The following is a 15,600-nucleotide window of genomic DNA, read 5'->3' on the forward strand; positions in this document are numbered from 1 at the left end:
AACCACCACAGCTGTCAGCACGCCCAACCATTCAGACCTATTAAAATCTGTCATACGCGGGCTTGACCCGCGTATCCATGTTTCAAACGGCAGAATGTTAAACCAGCCCCAACGCCCGCACTACTACGCCCAATCGGGCCGGCGTTTTTCAAGGAAGGCGCGGAAGCCCTCCTGCGCCTCCGCATCCATCATATTATCGGCCATCACCTGTTCGGCCAATTGATAAGCGGCCTCGATCCCCTGTTCCGCCTGATCGTAAAACAACCGCTTGCCGCGCCGGATGGAAATGGCTGGTTTGGCGCTGATTTTTGCGGCGAGTTCCGCGACGGCGGCATCCAGATCCTGATCGGCCACAACCTGATTGACAAGCCCATACTCAAGCGCCTGATCCGCCGAAATGAAATCGCCGGTCAGCAGCATTTCCATGGCTTTCTTGCGCGAGACATTGCGGGCGAGCGCCACCCCGGGCGTCGCGCAGAACAATCCGAAATTAATCCCCGACACGGCAAAGCGCGCCGATTGCGCCGCCACAGCCAGATCGCACATGGCCACAAGCTGGCACCCGGCCGCAGTGGCGGTGCCCTGAACCCGGGCAATGACCGGTTGCGGCAGATGTTGCAACCGCCGCATCATAGCGGTGCAGGCGGCAAAGAGCGTGCGGTAAAACCCGACCTCCGGCCGCGCCACCATTTCCCCAAGATCATGCCCGGCGGAAAACGCCTTGCCCGCAGCGGCAAGAACGATCACGCGAATGTCCGGCTCATCGCCGATCTCGCCCAGCGTTTCATCAAGGGCGCGGATCATCTCAACCGACAGCGCATTGAAACGCTCCGGCCGGTTGAGTGTAACAGTGGCGACAGGTCCCGCACGGACCACGGTCACTGGTGCATTGCTATCGCCACTGTTCACGGTCATCGGTCAGCGGGCCATATTGATGATATGCAGCTGGGTGAATTCAGCCAGTCCTTCTTCCGCGAATTCAACGCCGATGCCGGATTGTTTGGCGCCGCCGAACGGAATATTGGGCCCGAAATCAAGATGCTTGTTGATCCAGACCGTGCCCGAATCCATGCGGGTGGCCAGGTCATAAGCTGCCGTCGGATCCGTCGCCCAGATCGACCCGCCAAGTCCATAAGGCGAGGCATTGGCGCGTTTCAATGCATCCTCCTTGTCGCTGAATTTGATGATCGGCAGGATCGGGCCGAACTGTTCTTCATCGACAATTTTCATGCCGTCGGTCACATCGCGCACGATGGTCGGGCGAATGAAATATCCGGGTTGATCGGAAACCTCGCCGCCCGCAACGATGGTGCCGTTTTTGCGTGCATCGTCCAGAAAGCCCTTCAGCTTTTCAAACTGCATACGGTTCTGCACCGGCCCGATGGTGGTGCCTTGTTCAAGCCCGTCGCCGACCACGGCCGCCTTGGCCAATTCCCCAAGCTCATCACAGAGCGCGTCATAAATCGACTCATGAGCATAAACGCGTTTGATCGCGAGACAAACCTGACCGGCGTTGGTGAAGGCCCCGGCGAAAATTCCAGGCGCCGCCTGTTTCGGGTCGACGTCACCGAGCACAATCGCCGCATCATTGCCACCAAGCTCAAGCGTGATGCGTTTGATGGTATCCGCCGCACTGGCCATGACCTTCTTACCGGTCTCGGTCGATCCGGTGAAGGACACCTTGCGAATGTCCGGATGTTTGGTCAGCACCCCGCCCAGATCATTGGCATCGGTAATAACGCTGACAACCCCGGGTGGGAAAATTCCGGCGCAGAGTTCACCCAGCAACAGGGTGGTCAAAGGTGTCGTCGGCGCGGGCTTCAGAATAACAGTATTCCCGGCCAGCAGCGCCAAAGGCATCTTGAACGCCACCACCAGAACCGGAAAATTCCACGGAATGATCGCCGCCACCACGCCAAGCGGCCGCCGGTGCGCTTCGACCCTGCGGGTCTCGGTATCCTCGATCACCTTATGCGGCAATTCCTGCATGGCGAAGGCACGAATGAACGCCTCGCTATAAGCAATCTCCGCTGTGGCCTCGGCAATGGGTTTGCCCTGTTCCTGCGTCAAAAGCCGGGCAAATTCGCCCGCCCGCCCATGCAGCGCATCGGCGAGTTTAAGCAGCGCCGCGCGCCGCTCCTCAATGGATTTCGCCGCCCAGCCGGGGAAGGCGGCATTGGCCGCCGCCACCGCTTTGTTCAGCTGCGCCTCTGACGCCCGTGGGCATTTGGCGAGCACCTCCTCAGTCGCCGGGTTGACCACGTCCATGATGAGATCGCCCGCCACCAGTTTGCCGTCGATCAAGAGTTTGAAATCATGCATCTGCCAGTCTCCTCTAGAATTTGACGTCGGCCGTCAGGCCATAGGTCCGCGGATTGCCAAGATGGTTGTAATCAAAGCCAAAGCCCGACACATCGATGCGCGAAGTGTAATAGAATTTGTCGGTGATATTCTTGACCCAGGCCGACAGACCCCATTTATCGTCCGCGGTGCGGAAGCTTGCCCGTGCATTGAACAGAGCATACGCTTTTTGCTTGATGCGGTCTTTATTGAAGACTTCGAAATACTGACTTGATGAGTAATTTCCGTCGGCATGAAGATTGACCGAGCCCCATTCGGCCTCGACGGCCATCCAGTCAACGGAGCCGTTCAGAGACAGGGTCGGAGCATTGGCGAGCTTGTTGCCCTTCAGGTCTTCTTCCTGCAGGACGCCCTTACGAATACTGGAGTTCAGGATGCCGACGCCGCCGCTGATGGTGACCGTGTCGATGGGCCGCGCCTGAAGTTCAAGTTCGCCGCCGATGATCCGCGACTTGTCGAGATTGACCAGCCGCTGCGCCGTGGTCACCGGATCGACGTCGATGAACTGCTGGTTTTTATAGCCATACCAGAACACCGCGCCATTCAACTGCAAGCGGCGGTCGAGCAGCTGGGTTTTAAATCCGGCCTCGACAGCATCAAGGGTTTCGGGTTTGGCGACCGACAGTTCGCTCGGGTCGAAAAACGCCTGAGCGTTAAAGGAGTTGCCGCGATAGCCACGGCTCAAGCTCGCATAAATCATATTGCCATTGGCGAATTTATAATCGAGCCCGATTTTGCCCGAGAGGTTCGATTTTTTATATTGCTCGCCCGTGGTCGCAAAAAGGTCGGTGAGGCTTCCCGGAATGAGATTGGCGACAATCACATTATCGACGCCGATGGCCTGGGAGATGAAGTTGGCCAGCACGCCCTTGTCATGGGTGAAGCGCAAACCGCCGCGCAAGGTCAGACTGTCGGTGATGTTGAAGGTCAGATCCGAATAGACCGCATAGCTTGTCTTGGTCTGATCGAAGCTGTTCTTGACCTGACAGGCGGGAATGCCGATTTCAAGCCCATCGGCGCAATCCATATAATTCAGAACGCCATCGCCATTGATATCAACATCCTGATAGATCATGAAATTGGTCGAATTGAAGACCTTTTCCCGATTGTAATAGCCGCCCAGAATGAAATTGAAGCGTCCCGAAAAATCACTGGTCAGGCGAAGATCCTGGGCGATTTGCCGGGTTCTGGCGTAATAGGGAATTTCCAGAACCTTCAGCGGACTGCCGTCGGTATCCTCGGCCATGAACAGATTGCCTTTGTCCCATGAACTGACGGAGGTAACGGTCAGGCCATCCGCCACATGCCAGTTGGCGGTTGCGGCGAGGGCATAGGTGCGGTTGTGGCGGCGCGGCGTGTAATCAGCCTCAAGCTGGCGGTCCGTCAGTCCGGTGCGGAAATAATCATGGCCGCCGAACATGGCATACACACCGGCGCCGATGCCGTCCGGCCCCGGCTGCGCAAGAATGCCGTAGTTATAAGGATTTTGCAGACTGGTCGAGGCGCGAATGGTCAGATCGAATTTGTCGCTTGGTTGCAGCAACACCGATCCGCGCAGGCCATATTCCTTCACCGCATCCAGATTGGGTTTGCCCGGCAGCAGATTTTCAAACCAGCCGTTCGCATGGGCAAAACTATAAGCCATGCGCACCGCCACCTTGTCACCAAGCCCGGTCTGAACAGCGCCGGTCGATTCATAGCGATTGTAATTGCCATATCCGGCGGTCAGATAGCCCTCGGTCTCAAACCCCGGCTTGCGGGCGATCAGATTGACGGCGCCGCCGGTGGTGTTCTTGCCATAAAGCGTGCCCTGCGGCCCGCGCAGAACCTCGACCCGTTCGAGATCGAACATGGCGACGCCGAGAATGGCGAAATTGCCCTTATAGACTTCGTCATAATAGGTGGCCACGGGGCCTGCCTGATTGAGACTATAGTCCGACATGGAAATGCCGCGGAGGGCGAAAATCGGCGTGCCCTGACCAACCGTGCTGGTCACCTGCAGGTTCGGCACGAATGAGACGATATCGTCGGCGTTGTTGATGCGCTGTTTTTCCAGCATGTCCCCCGACATGGCCGAAACGGATACCGGCACGTCCTGCAATCGCTCGGCGCGCTTTTGCGCGGTGACGATGATTTCCTCGATCCCGCCGATATTGGCAGGCTGTGCATGCTGTGCTTGTGCGCCTCCTGCGGAGACGCCAAACGCCAAAGCGGAGGTCGCCAGCAGCAAGGTCCGAAAGTCAGGTTTGATCTGGTGCAACATGATACCCTCGTAATGTCGTGGACGCTGTTTCCTCGATGGTTCTTTATCGCTGTCGCAGAATTTTCTACTCGCTTGAGCGGCAGACTTTTATTAGTCGGCAGGCATTTTAGTGATCAGGTCGGCACGTGTACGGCTCGCTTCGGTACGCAACGGTCGCGTCCGCTGTTTTTTGATTTCCTCAGCCGTAAAGGGTTTAAAATCCTTCGGCATATGGGTGGGGTCGAAATGCGGCAACATCCAGTTTATCAGCTCGGCCAGGTCGCGGTCATTGAGCGGCGATGTGGACACCCCCGGCACGCGCAACAGATAATCACGGCCGCCTGGGATGCTCAGGAACCGCGCAACTTCTCCCGCCATGTTCGGCGTGGCATTGCTGAAGCCTTTCGCATCAGGGCCATGACACCCCTGGCAATTCAAAGCCCAATGCTGCCAGGCCCGCTGAGCATTTTCCACGCCGGGAAAATTGGCTTGCTGTGCGGCGGCAGGCAATGCGGTCAGAATTGCAAACAGGGCTAGCACGGTCGGGCGGATCATTTTGCCTTGTCACTTCCAGTTGATTGCGGTCTGATCGCCATCACATCGGATGCTTTCAGACCCTTATGACGGTCGCGAATGGCGGTCACTTCATCGCCGGTGAAGGCGGCTGCCGTCGACGCCGGTTTGACCACGGTCGACAGCACATGGTTCAACAACGCAGCCACATCCTCGCTGTTAAATCCCCCCTGCGCGGGCATGGTGCTTTGGTAGGTTTTGCCTTCGACCATAAGCTTGCCGCTCAGGCCGGAACTGATGACCATCACTAGATAATCCCGGCCCTGTGGCGTTTCGCCAATCGCGCCCACATGGGCATCAAGCGGTGGGAAACTTCCCGGCACTCCGGCGCCCGACGCAAGATGACAGGCGGCGCAGCGTTTATAGAGGGCGGCGCCATCGGGTTCGGCCTGAACCGTGAGCGGCGCCACCATCATCAAAGCTGGAAGAATCCACCGCCCTCGCATTATTTGTCCTGACCCAAAGCGACGCCGATCAAGACAGCGGTCGAGCAGTTGTAGACTGACGACGCGGTGCCCAAACACCAGTCGATGTCATTGTTGGATTGTGGCCGCACCACCGGACGATCGCCTTCATTGCGGTTGCAGACGCAGCGTCCGCAACTGGATTTACCGCAGCAATCATTATAGGAAATGATGTAATTGCGATTGTCCGCCGGGTTGTGACAGGTGCCGATCCAGGTGATCGGCGACATTTCGGTGCCGGGCGGACAGGCGTTCACCGTACCGCCGCAACAGCTGCATAGAAAACCGTCGATGGCGCAATAGCGCCAGTATTCGCAGGTGGTCGGATCGCCCGGGTCCTGCACATTGCCGGTGGTCTCAGGCGTCAGGCCATAGCTGTTGGTGCTGGCCGAGGCGCGCGCCACTGGCAACAGCGGAATGGCCGCGGCTCCTGTAACCGCACCGCCAATCAAGGTGAACATATTGCGCCGTGAGGTCCGGCGCGCCAGACCGCGAAACATGCGTTCCGTCCATTTATCAAGCTCTGCCACAGTCATTCTCCCCAAATGATCAAAGCGGACATCAGCGCCGCGCGAGATATTGCTGGATGCTGGCGACGCCGCGTTCTTTGGCCTCGAACAGGCTTTCAAGATGTTCGCGGGTATTCACAAGTCCCAAGGAGGCGATCTTGCCGCCTTCGTCGATCAGCACCGCATAAGGCAATTTGGCGACGCCGAAACTGCGCCCCAGAAGTTCCGACAGAACATAGGGGAAGCTTTCAAGATTCTGCGCGGCGATAAAGGCTTTATGCTGCGCGGCGTCGCCGTCGCTGGCGAGTGCGATATCAAGCCAGCCTTTTTCCGACGATGCGGCCGAGCGCAAAACCGGCAGGAAGGATTTGCACAATGGGCAATCCGGCGCGAGGAAAAATACCAGCTGGCTGCGTCCCTGACGGACGCCGCCGACCTGCATCTGTTGCCCGGTCAAGGTGGTCACCATCAGGTCCGGGGCCATATCACCGGCCTTGACAGCGGACGGCAGGGTCAGCGCCCCCGCAGGCGCAATGCGTTCATGCAGCACGCCGACCTGGCGGGCGAGGGCGATCGCCAAAGCCCCAAGTGCGAGAACAGCGATCCAAAGCAGAATTTGCGACGCGATGAGATAGGTCATCAATCAATTCCTGTGATGAACGGACGTGTAAACAGCAAGGACTGCAAGCTGTTCCGCGGCGATATACAAAAGAACAAATCCAAGTGCGGCGAGAATGGCCGTCGGATCGGCAAAGGCATGGCTTGCCGGAGATGCCGCCATGACCAGCCCGGCAAAGCTGATCAGCACAAGATTGCGCAGAACATCAAAGCCGCCGATGGCCCCATGGCGCTTGCCAAAACTGCATCCGCAATCAAGATGACGACGGCCGCGTGCGATGGCATTCACGATCATGCCGAGATAGCCGCCCCAGATGGCCACGGCAATTCCGGCACCAAGCATGGCGGTCTGCGGCCACAGCAAAAGGATCGCGGCCGCGGCCTCAAGGGCTGCCATAACCGTCAGCGCGACGGGCGCAAGTCCCGCCGACAGACCGCTCAGACTGGTGACGGCTTCAAGCATGCGCGAACGGTCGCTCAGTTTATGCACAGCGGCCATCAACAGCAGTGCTGCAAGGGCCAATGCAATCGGCGTGCTCATTTCTTTCAGAATGTCAGTCAACATAAGCGCGCCCTTTACTGAACAGCATGCATGACCATGGCGGTATCAACGATCTTGCCGCCGAGGCTGCGCTGCAATTTACCGTCGCTCTGATAAACATCGATGCTGCCGACCGGGCTGATCACCACCAGAAGCGGTTGCGGCCCTTTGGTGACTTCGATCGACAAGCCCGGGTTCTTCAACACGATACGTTGCACGCGGGCTTTCTTGGCCACGTCATAAACCCAGACTTCAGTGCCGCCTTCCTTGTGGCTGCCGTTCTTGCCGTCGGGTTGCATCAACACATAAAGCCGCCCGCCATCGTCACCGCTGACGTTCTGCCAGCCGCTCGGCCGCCAGCCTGATTTCGCCTCTGCCGCAGTCACAAGATCCCACGGCTTTAGAATTTTCGCATCTTCGCCGTGAAAATCGATGGGCTGCACATGACCAAGGAAGGTGGGGAAATAGGCAACCCCCTGCACATGCGCGGGCATGGCGAACATGGGATCGTGATCGAGATTGTTGAACGGTTTGCTCTCGGACTGCGCGATCATTTTGCCCGCGGCATCAAGCTTGAAACTGGCCAGCGTGCCATTGGCGCAGAGCATGGAAAAGCCGCGCTTTCCCGTCGGGTAGGCGAGGGAACATCCCGGCGTTTCAACCTCATTCAAAATCTTGCGCTGTTCAAGATCAACCACGGTGACCGATGCTGCGGGCGTGAAATTGAACACCAGCCCCAATCGTTCGCCGTCGGTGAACTGAAAGTTATTTTTCAGCGTCACATTCAGCGCGCGCTTGCCGCCGGGCAGGATGATTTCGCCTTTGATCCCAAGCGTCGCGGTATCGTAAATGGTGATGACATCCGTGCGCTCTCCGCGCGTCACCCGGGAATAGGCGGTCTCAGCCACATATAATTCGGGGCGGCTGGTCGCCGGCAGGAAATTCGCGAATTGCGCTGCCGGGATTTGCCCTTTGAGATTGCGCGTGTCCGCAGTCACATCCACCAGAGCGACCCGGCCGTCGATGATGCTAGGGAAATAAAAATCATGCAGAAAAACCCAGTTTTTCGGGTATTTCGCGGGCAAGGTGAGCACATTCGGGGTCTGTTCGACCGCGAGCGGCTCGGGAAAATCAGCGGCCCCGGCGGCTGTCCCGCATAAAGATATCATTCCGGCAGTCAATACTACTCCGGATAGATAAGACAAAAGACGGCTGTAACGTTTGCGCATGGCGAAACCCCGCTTTTCAACCGCGCGAGCGGCTATTATATCGTTTGATCCGCCAACAACAGGCGGCAGTCCCACATCACTCGCCAGCAAAAAGACACAGCCCCTCGGCGGTTTTTCACAGGCGGATTATTGAAGCGTCAGTTACAAGACGGTCTGGGTACGAAAGTCGGTCGAGTTCTCTCAGAAACTACAGGGTGGCGCGTTTTTTTATATGTCGCTGCTTGTCCACTGTGTGAGAAGATTAGGACGATTGACAAATTTTGGTCAAGTGTCAAAATTTGCGTCACATGTTTTTTTTCGCCTGCTCCCGTCACTGTGACAAAAGAGTCGCAGTGATGGGAGGCCATCACGCCTTCAAAATGGAGCCTGACGACTATGGTCGAAGTGCCGCCTCTCAAGATTCAGATCCGGCCGGGCACCTATGCGCGTGGGCTTGAGACGGTGGAGCAGATTCTGCGCGCGGCGTTGCAGATCATGGTGGACGAGGGTTACCGGGCCCTGACGCTGCGCCGCATTGCCGAGGTCTGCAACATGAAGGTCGGCAATGTGACCTATTATTTCCCCAACAAGGATCTTCTGGTGCGGGAGATGATCGACAGCGTCCTCAACAGTTACGAGGAAGTCTTCGATTCCATCCTGAATGACCTGTCGCGCAGTCCCGAAGAACGTCTGAAGTCGGTCATCCGCCTTATTCTCGATGATATCCAGACCAAGAAGACCACCAATTTCTTCCCCGAACTCTGGGCGCTCAGCAATTATGATGCGGTTCTGGCCGAGCGAGTCGACAATGTCTATCGGCGTGCGCGCGGCGTGCTCAATCAGCTGATCCCGCTCATCAACCCGCGCCTGTCCGAAGGCGAGCGTGAGGTGGTGGCGCTCTATATTTCGGCCTCGCTTGAGGGCACGACCATTTTCGCGGGCTATAACAAACCCTGGGCGCATCAGATGCCGCAGATTGAAAATATCGCCATCAAAGCGCTCGTGGACATGGTGCGCAGCATCACCTCCGAGGATATCTGGAAGCTGCAGGACAATGCCGAAACCTTCAACCCGATCCCGGTGGTGTTCCCCGCGCGCCGTTAATCCGGGCGATCAAATCGCGAGATGTTCAAGCGCCGCACGCAAGGCGGCGGGGATCGGGGTCGGCCGCCGCGTCGCCGCATCCACATAGACATGGATAAAATGACCGTCGGCCACGGCCTGCTCATCATCATTGCGGAAAATGGCAATATCATAGCGCACCGATGAATTGCCAAGCCGCGCCACTCGCAACCCGGCCGTCACCATGTCGGGGAAGGACAGCGAGGCGTGAAAGCGGCAGGTGGTTTCGACCACCAGCCCGATGACGTCGCCGCCATGAATATCCAGCACCCCGGCGCGGATCAGATATTCGTTCACCACGGTGTCGAAATAGGCGTAATAAATCACGTTGTTCACATGGCCATAGGCATCATTGTCCATCCAGCGGGTCTGGATCGGTAGAAAATGACGGTATTCGGCACGGCTCGGCAGCTGAGGTGCAGTGGTCGACATGATCACTCCCTAATAGGCGGATTCATAGATGGCCAGCGCATCGTCATAGCCCAGCTGGCGCGGATTATTGACCAGCAGCCGGGTCTGTTTCATGGCGTCTTCGGCAAGGCGCGGCAGGTCGTTATGGCTGATGCCGACCTCGCGCAACCGCCGTTCGATCCCGACCGCCGCGGCAAGCTGTTCAAGCCGGGCGACAAAGCCCATGGCCCGCGCCTCCACCGAACCTGAAATTTCCGGGACAATGACCGCCGCAAGCTCGGCATAAAGCGGAGCCGCCTCGGAAAGATTAAACCGCAGCACATGCGGCAGCACCAGCGCGTTTGACAGCCCATGCGGCACATGAAAAATGCCGCCAATGGGGTAGGCGAGGGCATGAACGGCCCCGACCGGCGCATTGGCAAAGGCCTGCCCGGCAAGCATGGCCCCAAGCAGCATATTGGCACGCGCCCCGCGATCCCGGCCATCCGCACAGGCGGTGCCGATATTCCCGGCCAGCAGCGCGAGCGCCTCCCGGGCCAGCGCATCCGACAGCGGGTTCTTCTTGATCCTGGAGGTATAGGCCTCGATAGCATGGACCATGGCGTCGATGCCGGTGGCGGCGGTGACCGCGGCGGGCAGACCCAGCGTCAGATCAGCGTCCAGCAGCGCCAGATCGGCATAAAGCGTCGGGTCGACAATCCCGGTCTTGGTGGTCTCTCCGGTGGTGACGATGGCGATTGGCGTCACTTCCGACCCCGTGCCCGCCGTCGTCGGCGCCAGCACCAGCGGCAGCCGCCCGCCGCTCACATTGCCAACACCGTAGATATCGCTCAGGCTTTGCCCGGACCGCGCCAGCACGGCGGCAATTTTCGCGGTATCGAGGGACGACCCACCCCCGAACCCAAGCACCCCGTCGGCCTCATGAGCCCGTGCCGCGGCCACGCAGTCAAGCACGATGGCTTCCGGCGGATCGGCCACCACGCGGTCAAAAATGGCAACGGCAATGCCCGCCGCCTCAAGCCCGGGCAGAACATGATCCAGGAGACCCACGCGGATGATGCCGGGGTCGGTAACGATCAACAGCCGGCGAATGCCGAACCGCGTGCGCAGGGTCGCGCCCAGGGTCGCGGATCCTCCGGGCTCACTTTGGATCAGGGGAACGGTTTCGAAGGTGAAAGACGCGCTCATGCTCACTCCCTCAGGGGTCTTTACGCTCCAGAATTCTGTGTCGTGCTTTGACCGCCGGGGTTGCTGGCGGGGTCGTGGGCCACGCGTTCAGGCGGGAGAATGATGGTGATGGTGGTGCCTTCCCCGACGGCGCTGTCGACGGTCAGCTGGCCGCCATGCAGTTCGACCATGGATTTGGTGATGGCGAGCCCAAGCCCGGTGCCTGCATAGGTGCGGTTGAACGCCGCATCGGCCTGTGAAAAAGGTTCAAGCAGACGGGGGATAGTATCCGGGTCCATGCCGATGCCGCTGTCGGCGACGGCGATGGCCAGCGCCCCGTCCAGTCGCAGCCGGGCCGAGACGCAGACCCGCCCGCCCGGAACGTTGAATTTGACGGCATTCGACAGCAGATTGATCAGCACCTGTTTCAGCATGCGCTGATCGGCGAGAATATCCGGCAGGTCCGTGGGCAGGTCGATCTCAAGCTTGATCTGCCGTTCATCGGCGCGGGTCTTGACCAGCCGGATGGTCGAATGCACGACTTCCTCGATGGTCACGTCCTCATCGAAAATATCCATTTTGCCGGCTTCAAGTTTCGACAGGTCCAGAATGTCATTGATGATCGCCAACAGATGCTGGGCGCTGTCATGAATATCGGTGGCATAGGATTTATAAGTGCTGGTCAGCGGCCCCTTGATTTCGTCCTTCAGCATGGAGGAAAAACCGATCACCGCATTGAGCGGAGTCCTGAGTTCATGGCTCATATTGGCGAGGAACTGCGATTTCGACGCATTGGCGATTTCGGCCTCGTCCTTTGCGTGGCGCAATTCGCGTTCGCGTTTCTGTTGCTCCGACACGTCGCGGAACATGCAGACCATGCGCGGCTTGCCGTCCACATGGGAGGCCATGACGGTGACGCCCATCTGGATCGGAATTTCCTGACCGGATTTGGCAAAAATGGTGTTGATCTCAAGCCCGTCTCCGGTCGGCTTCAGATTGCCCGGGTCAAACTGTTCGCCGATCGGCAGCAACTGGTTCCCCGGCGGCATCAACAGTTTGGCGAAGGGCTGATTGATCAGGTCATGGGGGCTGTAGCCGGTCAGGCGGCAGGTGGCGGCATTGACCTTTTCGATGCGCTGACGGGAATCCGTGACCACCAGACAATCGAACATGCTGCTGATGATATCATCAAGGTAAGTCATGGAGACGGTCTGGGTCCTGAGCTGATGGACCATTTTTTTCAAACCGTCGGCCAGTTCGCCGATTTCATCATTGCGCCGTGTCGGCCAGACGATTTCAAATTTTCCGGCAGCGATGCGGCTCACCGCCCGGTGCAGGATTTCGATCGGCTGGCTCATGCGGCGGGCGGTCAGCGTGCCGACGGCCACGGCGCACAGCGTGACGGCGATCAGAAACAGCAGGATATAGCCCAGAACCTTGTTGTAATTGGCGTCCGCCAGCGTATCCAGCATGACCCGGCGTTCGGCAAGCTCCAGACGGAAATTTTCATGCGACAACCGAAGGCTGATGGCTCCAAGCAATTGGTCACCATTCAGGATGGGCGCGGATATAATCGTAAAGTCCTGATTTTGAACAATATTAATTTCGCGCCGTCCTAGCACCTGCGTGAGCACCGGCAACGGGGCCTCACGACCGACATTCGCATGCGACGGAGTTCCGTCCTCAATGATGATGCCGTTCGCGTCATAGACCCGGATCGAGTTGACATCCTGCATCTTGAGGGTGCGAAGAACGGTCTTGGTGACCAGATTGCGGTTGTCGAAAGTCAGGTGATGGGCGAGCGCGCCGGTCAGCATATCCACGAGCTCGCGGCCTTTCCGCTCGGTCTGGCGTTCGCGCGCGACGGTTGCGGCGTCGATGCTGGCGCGGTTGAGTTCATCGGCGGTTCTCTGGGTCACGATGACAAACAGGAAGATCAGCGCCAGAGACACCGCAAGCGCCATGCCACCCAGCATCAGGGTGTATTTTGCCTGAAGCCGTAATTTCATGGGGCGCTGCCCTGATGCATGATGTCGAGCCGGGCTTGCGGGCCGCGTGCTCTTGATCCGGCTGGTGACACTGGTGAACCTTTCCCGTCGACGGACGTCACTTTGACTGATTAAGGGCATTTTTGCGTGTAAATAAAGAACTTTCCTTGGTTGAAGACGTGGTTTTTCCTCGCGCGGAGCAGATTGGGCATTTAATTTTCATCCACGGTCATTGTTTCCCCGCCCCGGATTCGCTATCTAAGGCACAAGTTTCACTGTCCGTAGCGCCCCGAAACCGGGGCTCGCAAACGGAGACGGGCAGACCGGCTAACCGTTCCAACGCGCAAAGGCATAAGATCTATGGCATCTTACCAGTATGTTTATGTGATGAAAGGCCTGTCCAAGGCCTATCCGGGTGGCAAACAGGTTTTCAAGGACGTCACGCTGTCCTTCCTGCCCGGCGCCAAGATCGGCATTATCGGCGTGAACGGTTCGGGTAAATCGACGCTCATGAAGATCATGGGCGGCCTCGATACTGAATTTCAGGGGGAGGCCTGGGCCGCCGCCGGTGTGCGCGTAGGTTACCTGCCGCAGGAACCGCATCTCGACGCCAGCAAAACCGTGTTTGAAAATGCCCTTGAAGGTCTCCGCGATCTCAAGCAACTGGTCGAACGCTTCAACGAGGTCAGCGCCCGTTTCGCCGAGGAGCTGACCGACGACGAGATGAACGACCTCATCGCCGAACAGGGCGATTTGCAGGAAAAGATCGACGCCGCCGACGCCTGGGATCTCGACAGCCGTGTCGAACTGGCCATGGAAGCCCTGCGCTGCCCGCCCGGCGACGCCGAAGTAGGCCCGCTGTCGGGTGGGGAACGCCGCCGCGTGGCGCTTTGCCGCCTGCTGCTCGAACGGCCGGATATCCTGCTCCTCGACGAACCGACCAACCATCTGGACGCCGAATCCGTCGCCTGGCTCGAAAAGCATCTGCAGGATTACAAGGGCACCGTCATTCTGGTCACCCATGACCGCTATTTCCTCGACAATGTGGTGACCTGGGTGCTTGAACTTGATCGCGGTCAGGGTATTCCGTGGGAAGGCAACTATTCCTCGTGGCTCGAACAGAAGCAGCGCCGTCTGCAACTCGAAGGCCGCACCGAAGACGCCCGCCAAAAAACTCTGGCCCGCGAACTCGAATGGATCCGGCAGACCCCGAAGGCCCGTCAGGCCAAAAGCAAGGCCCGTATCAAGTCCTATGAGGAACTGGTGGAACGCTCGCAGGGGCCCAACATCAGCTCGGCCCAGATCGTCATCCCGCCATCCCCGCGTCTTGGCGGCAACGTCATCCTGGCTGAAGGCCTCGGCAAGTCTTACGGCGACAAGATCCTGTTCGAAGATCTTGAATTCCGTCTGCCGCCGGGCGGCATCGTCGGTGTGATCGGTCCGAACGGCGCCGGTAAAACCACGCTGTTCCGCATGATCGCCGGTCAGGAAACGCCGGACAGCGGCTCCTTGACCCTCGGGGAGACAGCGGTTCTCGGCTATGTGGACCAAAGCCGCGATTCCCTCGACGACAAAAAGAACGTCTGGGAAGAAGTCTCCGGCGGCAACGACATGTTCAACTTCGGCAAGCGCGAAGTTTCGACCCGCGCCTATGTGGGGGCCTTCAATTTCAAGGGCTCCGACCAGCAGAAGAAAGTCGGTCAGCTGTCCGGCGGGGAGCGCAACCGCGTCCATCTGGCCAAATTGCTGGCCAAGCCCGCGAACGTCCTGCTGCTCGATGAACCGACCAACGATCTCGACGTCGAAACCCTCCGCGCCCTTGAAGAAGCGCTAGAGGAATTCGCCGGCTGCGCGGTCATCATCAGCCATGATCGCTTCTTCCTCGACCGCATCGCGACTCACATGCTGGCCTTCGAAGGCGACAGCAAGGTGGTCTGGTTCGAAGGCAACTACCAAGCCTACGAAGAAGACCGCCACCGCCGCCTAGGCGCCGCCGCCGACCGCCCCACGCGCCTCAGCTACAAAAAACTGACCCGCGTTTAAGGCCAACCCAATCGAAAGAAGGACCCCGCCCCCAGCGGGGTCCTTCTTTGCTTTCCGGGGCCATTTTTTACAGTCATTACGGGGTCTTCACACCTTGTCATTGCCGGGTATTTTATACCTTGTCATTGCCGGGCTTGACCCGGCAATCCACCTTGACACCGTCCCTGCGTTGCCATGGATTGCCGGGTCAAGCCCGGCAATGACAATGTGAAAATAGGCCTCCCTGTCATCGCGAGCCGCGCTAGCGGCGTGGCGATCCAGACTTCCTTTGCGCAGACAGAACTGGATTGCTTCGGCTCCACCTCGCAATGACAGTCACAGCCGTCCCATAGATCCACCCGTCATCCAGATAA

Annotated in this window: 14 protein-coding genes; 2 read left to right on the forward strand and 12 right to left on the reverse strand. The window is 58.6% G+C overall.

What is annotated here, in order from left to right:
• Window positions 1-123: 123 nt before the first annotated feature.
• The 9 genes from NYP16_RS13855 to NYP16_RS13895 all read right to left on the reverse strand — a co-directional run bounded on the left by NYP16_RS13855 (window position 124) and on the right by NYP16_RS13895 (window position 8,477).
• Window positions 124-915: an enoyl-CoA hydratase gene (locus tag NYP16_RS13855; protein ID WP_274944758.1), complete on the reverse strand. Its 792-nt coding sequence runs from the start codon at window positions 913-915 to the stop codon at window positions 124-126.
• Between the two features lie 3 nt (window positions 916-918).
• On the reverse strand, window positions 919-2,322 hold the full coding sequence (locus NYP16_RS13860; protein ID WP_274944759.1) for an aldehyde dehydrogenase family protein: 1,404 nt from the start codon (window positions 2,320-2,322) through the stop codon (window positions 919-921).
• Between the two features lie 13 nt (window positions 2,323-2,335).
• Window positions 2,336-4,624, reverse strand: coding sequence for a TonB-dependent receptor (locus tag NYP16_RS13865; protein ID WP_274944760.1), 2,289 nt, complete (start codon window positions 4,622-4,624; stop codon window positions 2,336-2,338).
• Window positions 4,625-4,714: 90 nt separating this feature from the next.
• On the reverse strand, window positions 4,715-5,158 hold the full coding sequence (locus NYP16_RS13870) for a c-type cytochrome (protein ID WP_274944761.1): 444 nt from the start codon (window positions 5,156-5,158) through the stop codon (window positions 4,715-4,717).
• A complete protein-coding gene (locus NYP16_RS13875) occupies window positions 5,155-5,622 on the reverse strand; it encodes a c-type cytochrome (protein WP_274944762.1) in 468 nt (155 codons plus the stop codon). Before NYP16_RS13875 ends, NYP16_RS13870 begins: the two co-directional genes overlap by 4 nt.
• A complete protein-coding gene (locus NYP16_RS13880; protein ID WP_429913162.1) occupies window positions 5,622-6,176 on the reverse strand; it encodes a methylamine dehydrogenase light chain in 555 nt (184 codons plus the stop codon). The genes NYP16_RS13875 and NYP16_RS13880 overlap by 1 nt, the downstream gene beginning before the upstream one ends.
• A gap of 25 nt (window positions 6,177-6,201) precedes the next feature.
• A complete protein-coding gene (locus NYP16_RS13885; protein WP_274944764.1) occupies window positions 6,202-6,789 on the reverse strand; it encodes a redoxin family protein in 588 nt (195 codons plus the stop codon).
• A gap of 3 nt (window positions 6,790-6,792) precedes the next feature.
• Window positions 6,793-7,332 (reverse strand): MauE/DoxX family redox-associated membrane protein, encoded by a 540-nt coding sequence (locus NYP16_RS13890; protein ID WP_274944765.1) that lies wholly within the window; start codon window positions 7,330-7,332, stop codon window positions 6,793-6,795.
• A gap of 11 nt (window positions 7,333-7,343) precedes the next feature.
• A complete protein-coding gene (locus NYP16_RS13895) occupies window positions 7,344-8,477 on the reverse strand; it encodes an amine dehydrogenase large subunit (RefSeq protein ID WP_274944766.1) in 1,134 nt (377 codons plus the stop codon).
• Window positions 8,478-8,912: 435 nt separating this feature from the next.
• Here NYP16_RS13895 and NYP16_RS13900 point away from each other — a divergent pair, with 435 nt between their 5' ends.
• A complete protein-coding gene (locus tag NYP16_RS13900; RefSeq protein ID WP_274944767.1) occupies window positions 8,913-9,620 on the forward strand; it encodes a TetR/AcrR family transcriptional regulator in 708 nt (235 codons plus the stop codon).
• 9 nt (window positions 9,621-9,629) lie between these two features.
• On the opposite strand, the gene NYP16_RS13905 is transcribed toward NYP16_RS13900, so the two are convergent.
• From NYP16_RS13905 to NYP16_RS13915, 3 genes are read right to left on the reverse strand one after another with little or no spacing between them, the layout of a single operon-like run.
• Entirely contained in the window at window positions 9,630-10,070 is a 441-nt protein-coding gene (locus NYP16_RS13905) for an acyl-CoA thioesterase (protein ID WP_274944768.1), read from the reverse strand.
• Between the two features lie 9 nt (window positions 10,071-10,079).
• On the reverse strand, window positions 10,080-11,237 hold the full coding sequence (locus tag NYP16_RS13910; RefSeq protein ID WP_274944769.1) for an iron-containing alcohol dehydrogenase: 1,158 nt from the start codon (window positions 11,235-11,237) through the stop codon (window positions 10,080-10,082).
• Between the two features lie 20 nt (window positions 11,238-11,257).
• Window positions 11,258-13,225, reverse strand: a complete 1,968-nt coding sequence (locus NYP16_RS13915; RefSeq protein WP_274944770.1) for an ATP-binding protein — start codon at window positions 13,223-13,225, stop codon at window positions 11,258-11,260.
• 339 nt (window positions 13,226-13,564) lie between these two features.
• Here NYP16_RS13915 and ettA point away from each other — a divergent pair, with 339 nt between their 5' ends.
• Complete coding sequence (ettA, locus tag NYP16_RS13920) at window positions 13,565-15,247, forward strand: energy-dependent translational throttle protein EttA (RefSeq protein WP_274944771.1); 1,683 nt, start codon at window positions 13,565-13,567, stop codon at window positions 15,245-15,247.
• Window positions 15,248-15,600 lie beyond the last annotated feature (353 nt).

The organism is Govania unica, from assembly GCF_027920805.1.
Taxonomy (GTDB): Bacteria; Pseudomonadota; Alphaproteobacteria; order Sphingomonadales; family Govanellaceae; genus Govanella; species Govanella unica.

Coding starts and splice junctions, on each gene's coding strand:
- ettA (WP_274944771.1), top strand. CDS start 13,565: ATGGCATCTTACCAGTATGTTTATGTGATGAAAGGCCTGTCCAAGGCC.
- NYP16_RS13910 (WP_274944769.1), bottom strand. CDS start 11,237: ATGAGCGCGTCTTTCACCTTCGAAACCGTTCCCCTGATCCAAAGTGAG.
- NYP16_RS13875 (WP_274944762.1), bottom strand. CDS start 5,622: ATGCGAGGGCGGTGGATTCTTCCAGCTTTGATGATGGTGGCGCCGCTC.
- NYP16_RS13870 (WP_274944761.1), bottom strand. CDS start 5,158: ATGATCCGCCCGACCGTGCTAGCCCTGTTTGCAATTCTGACCGCATTG.
- NYP16_RS13890 (WP_274944765.1), bottom strand. CDS start 7,332: ATGTTGACTGACATTCTGAAAGAAATGAGCACGCCGATTGCATTGGCC.
- NYP16_RS13900 (WP_274944767.1), top strand. CDS start 8,913: ATGGTCGAAGTGCCGCCTCTCAAGATTCAGATCCGGCCGGGCACCTAT.
- NYP16_RS13855 (WP_274944758.1), bottom strand. CDS start 915: ATGACCGTGAACAGTGGCGATAGCAATGCACCAGTGACCGTGGTCCGT.
- NYP16_RS13885 (WP_274944764.1), bottom strand. CDS start 6,789: ATGACCTATCTCATCGCGTCGCAAATTCTGCTTTGGATCGCTGTTCTC.
- NYP16_RS13915 (WP_274944770.1), bottom strand. CDS start 13,225: ATGAAATTACGGCTTCAGGCAAAATACACCCTGATGCTGGGTGGCATG.
- NYP16_RS13905 (WP_274944768.1), bottom strand. CDS start 10,070: ATGTCGACCACTGCACCTCAGCTGCCGAGCCGTGCCGAATACCGTCAT.
- NYP16_RS13860 (WP_274944759.1), bottom strand. CDS start 2,322: ATGCATGATTTCAAACTCTTGATCGACGGCAAACTGGTGGCGGGCGAT.
- NYP16_RS13895 (WP_274944766.1), bottom strand. CDS start 8,477: ATGATATCTTTATGCGGGACAGCCGCCGGGGCCGCTGATTTTCCCGAG.
- NYP16_RS13865 (WP_274944760.1), bottom strand. CDS start 4,624: ATGTTGCACCAGATCAAACCTGACTTTCGGACCTTGCTGCTGGCGACC.
- NYP16_RS13880 (WP_429913162.1), bottom strand. CDS start 6,176: ATGACTGTGGCAGAGCTTGATAAATGGACGGAACGCATGTTTCGCGGT.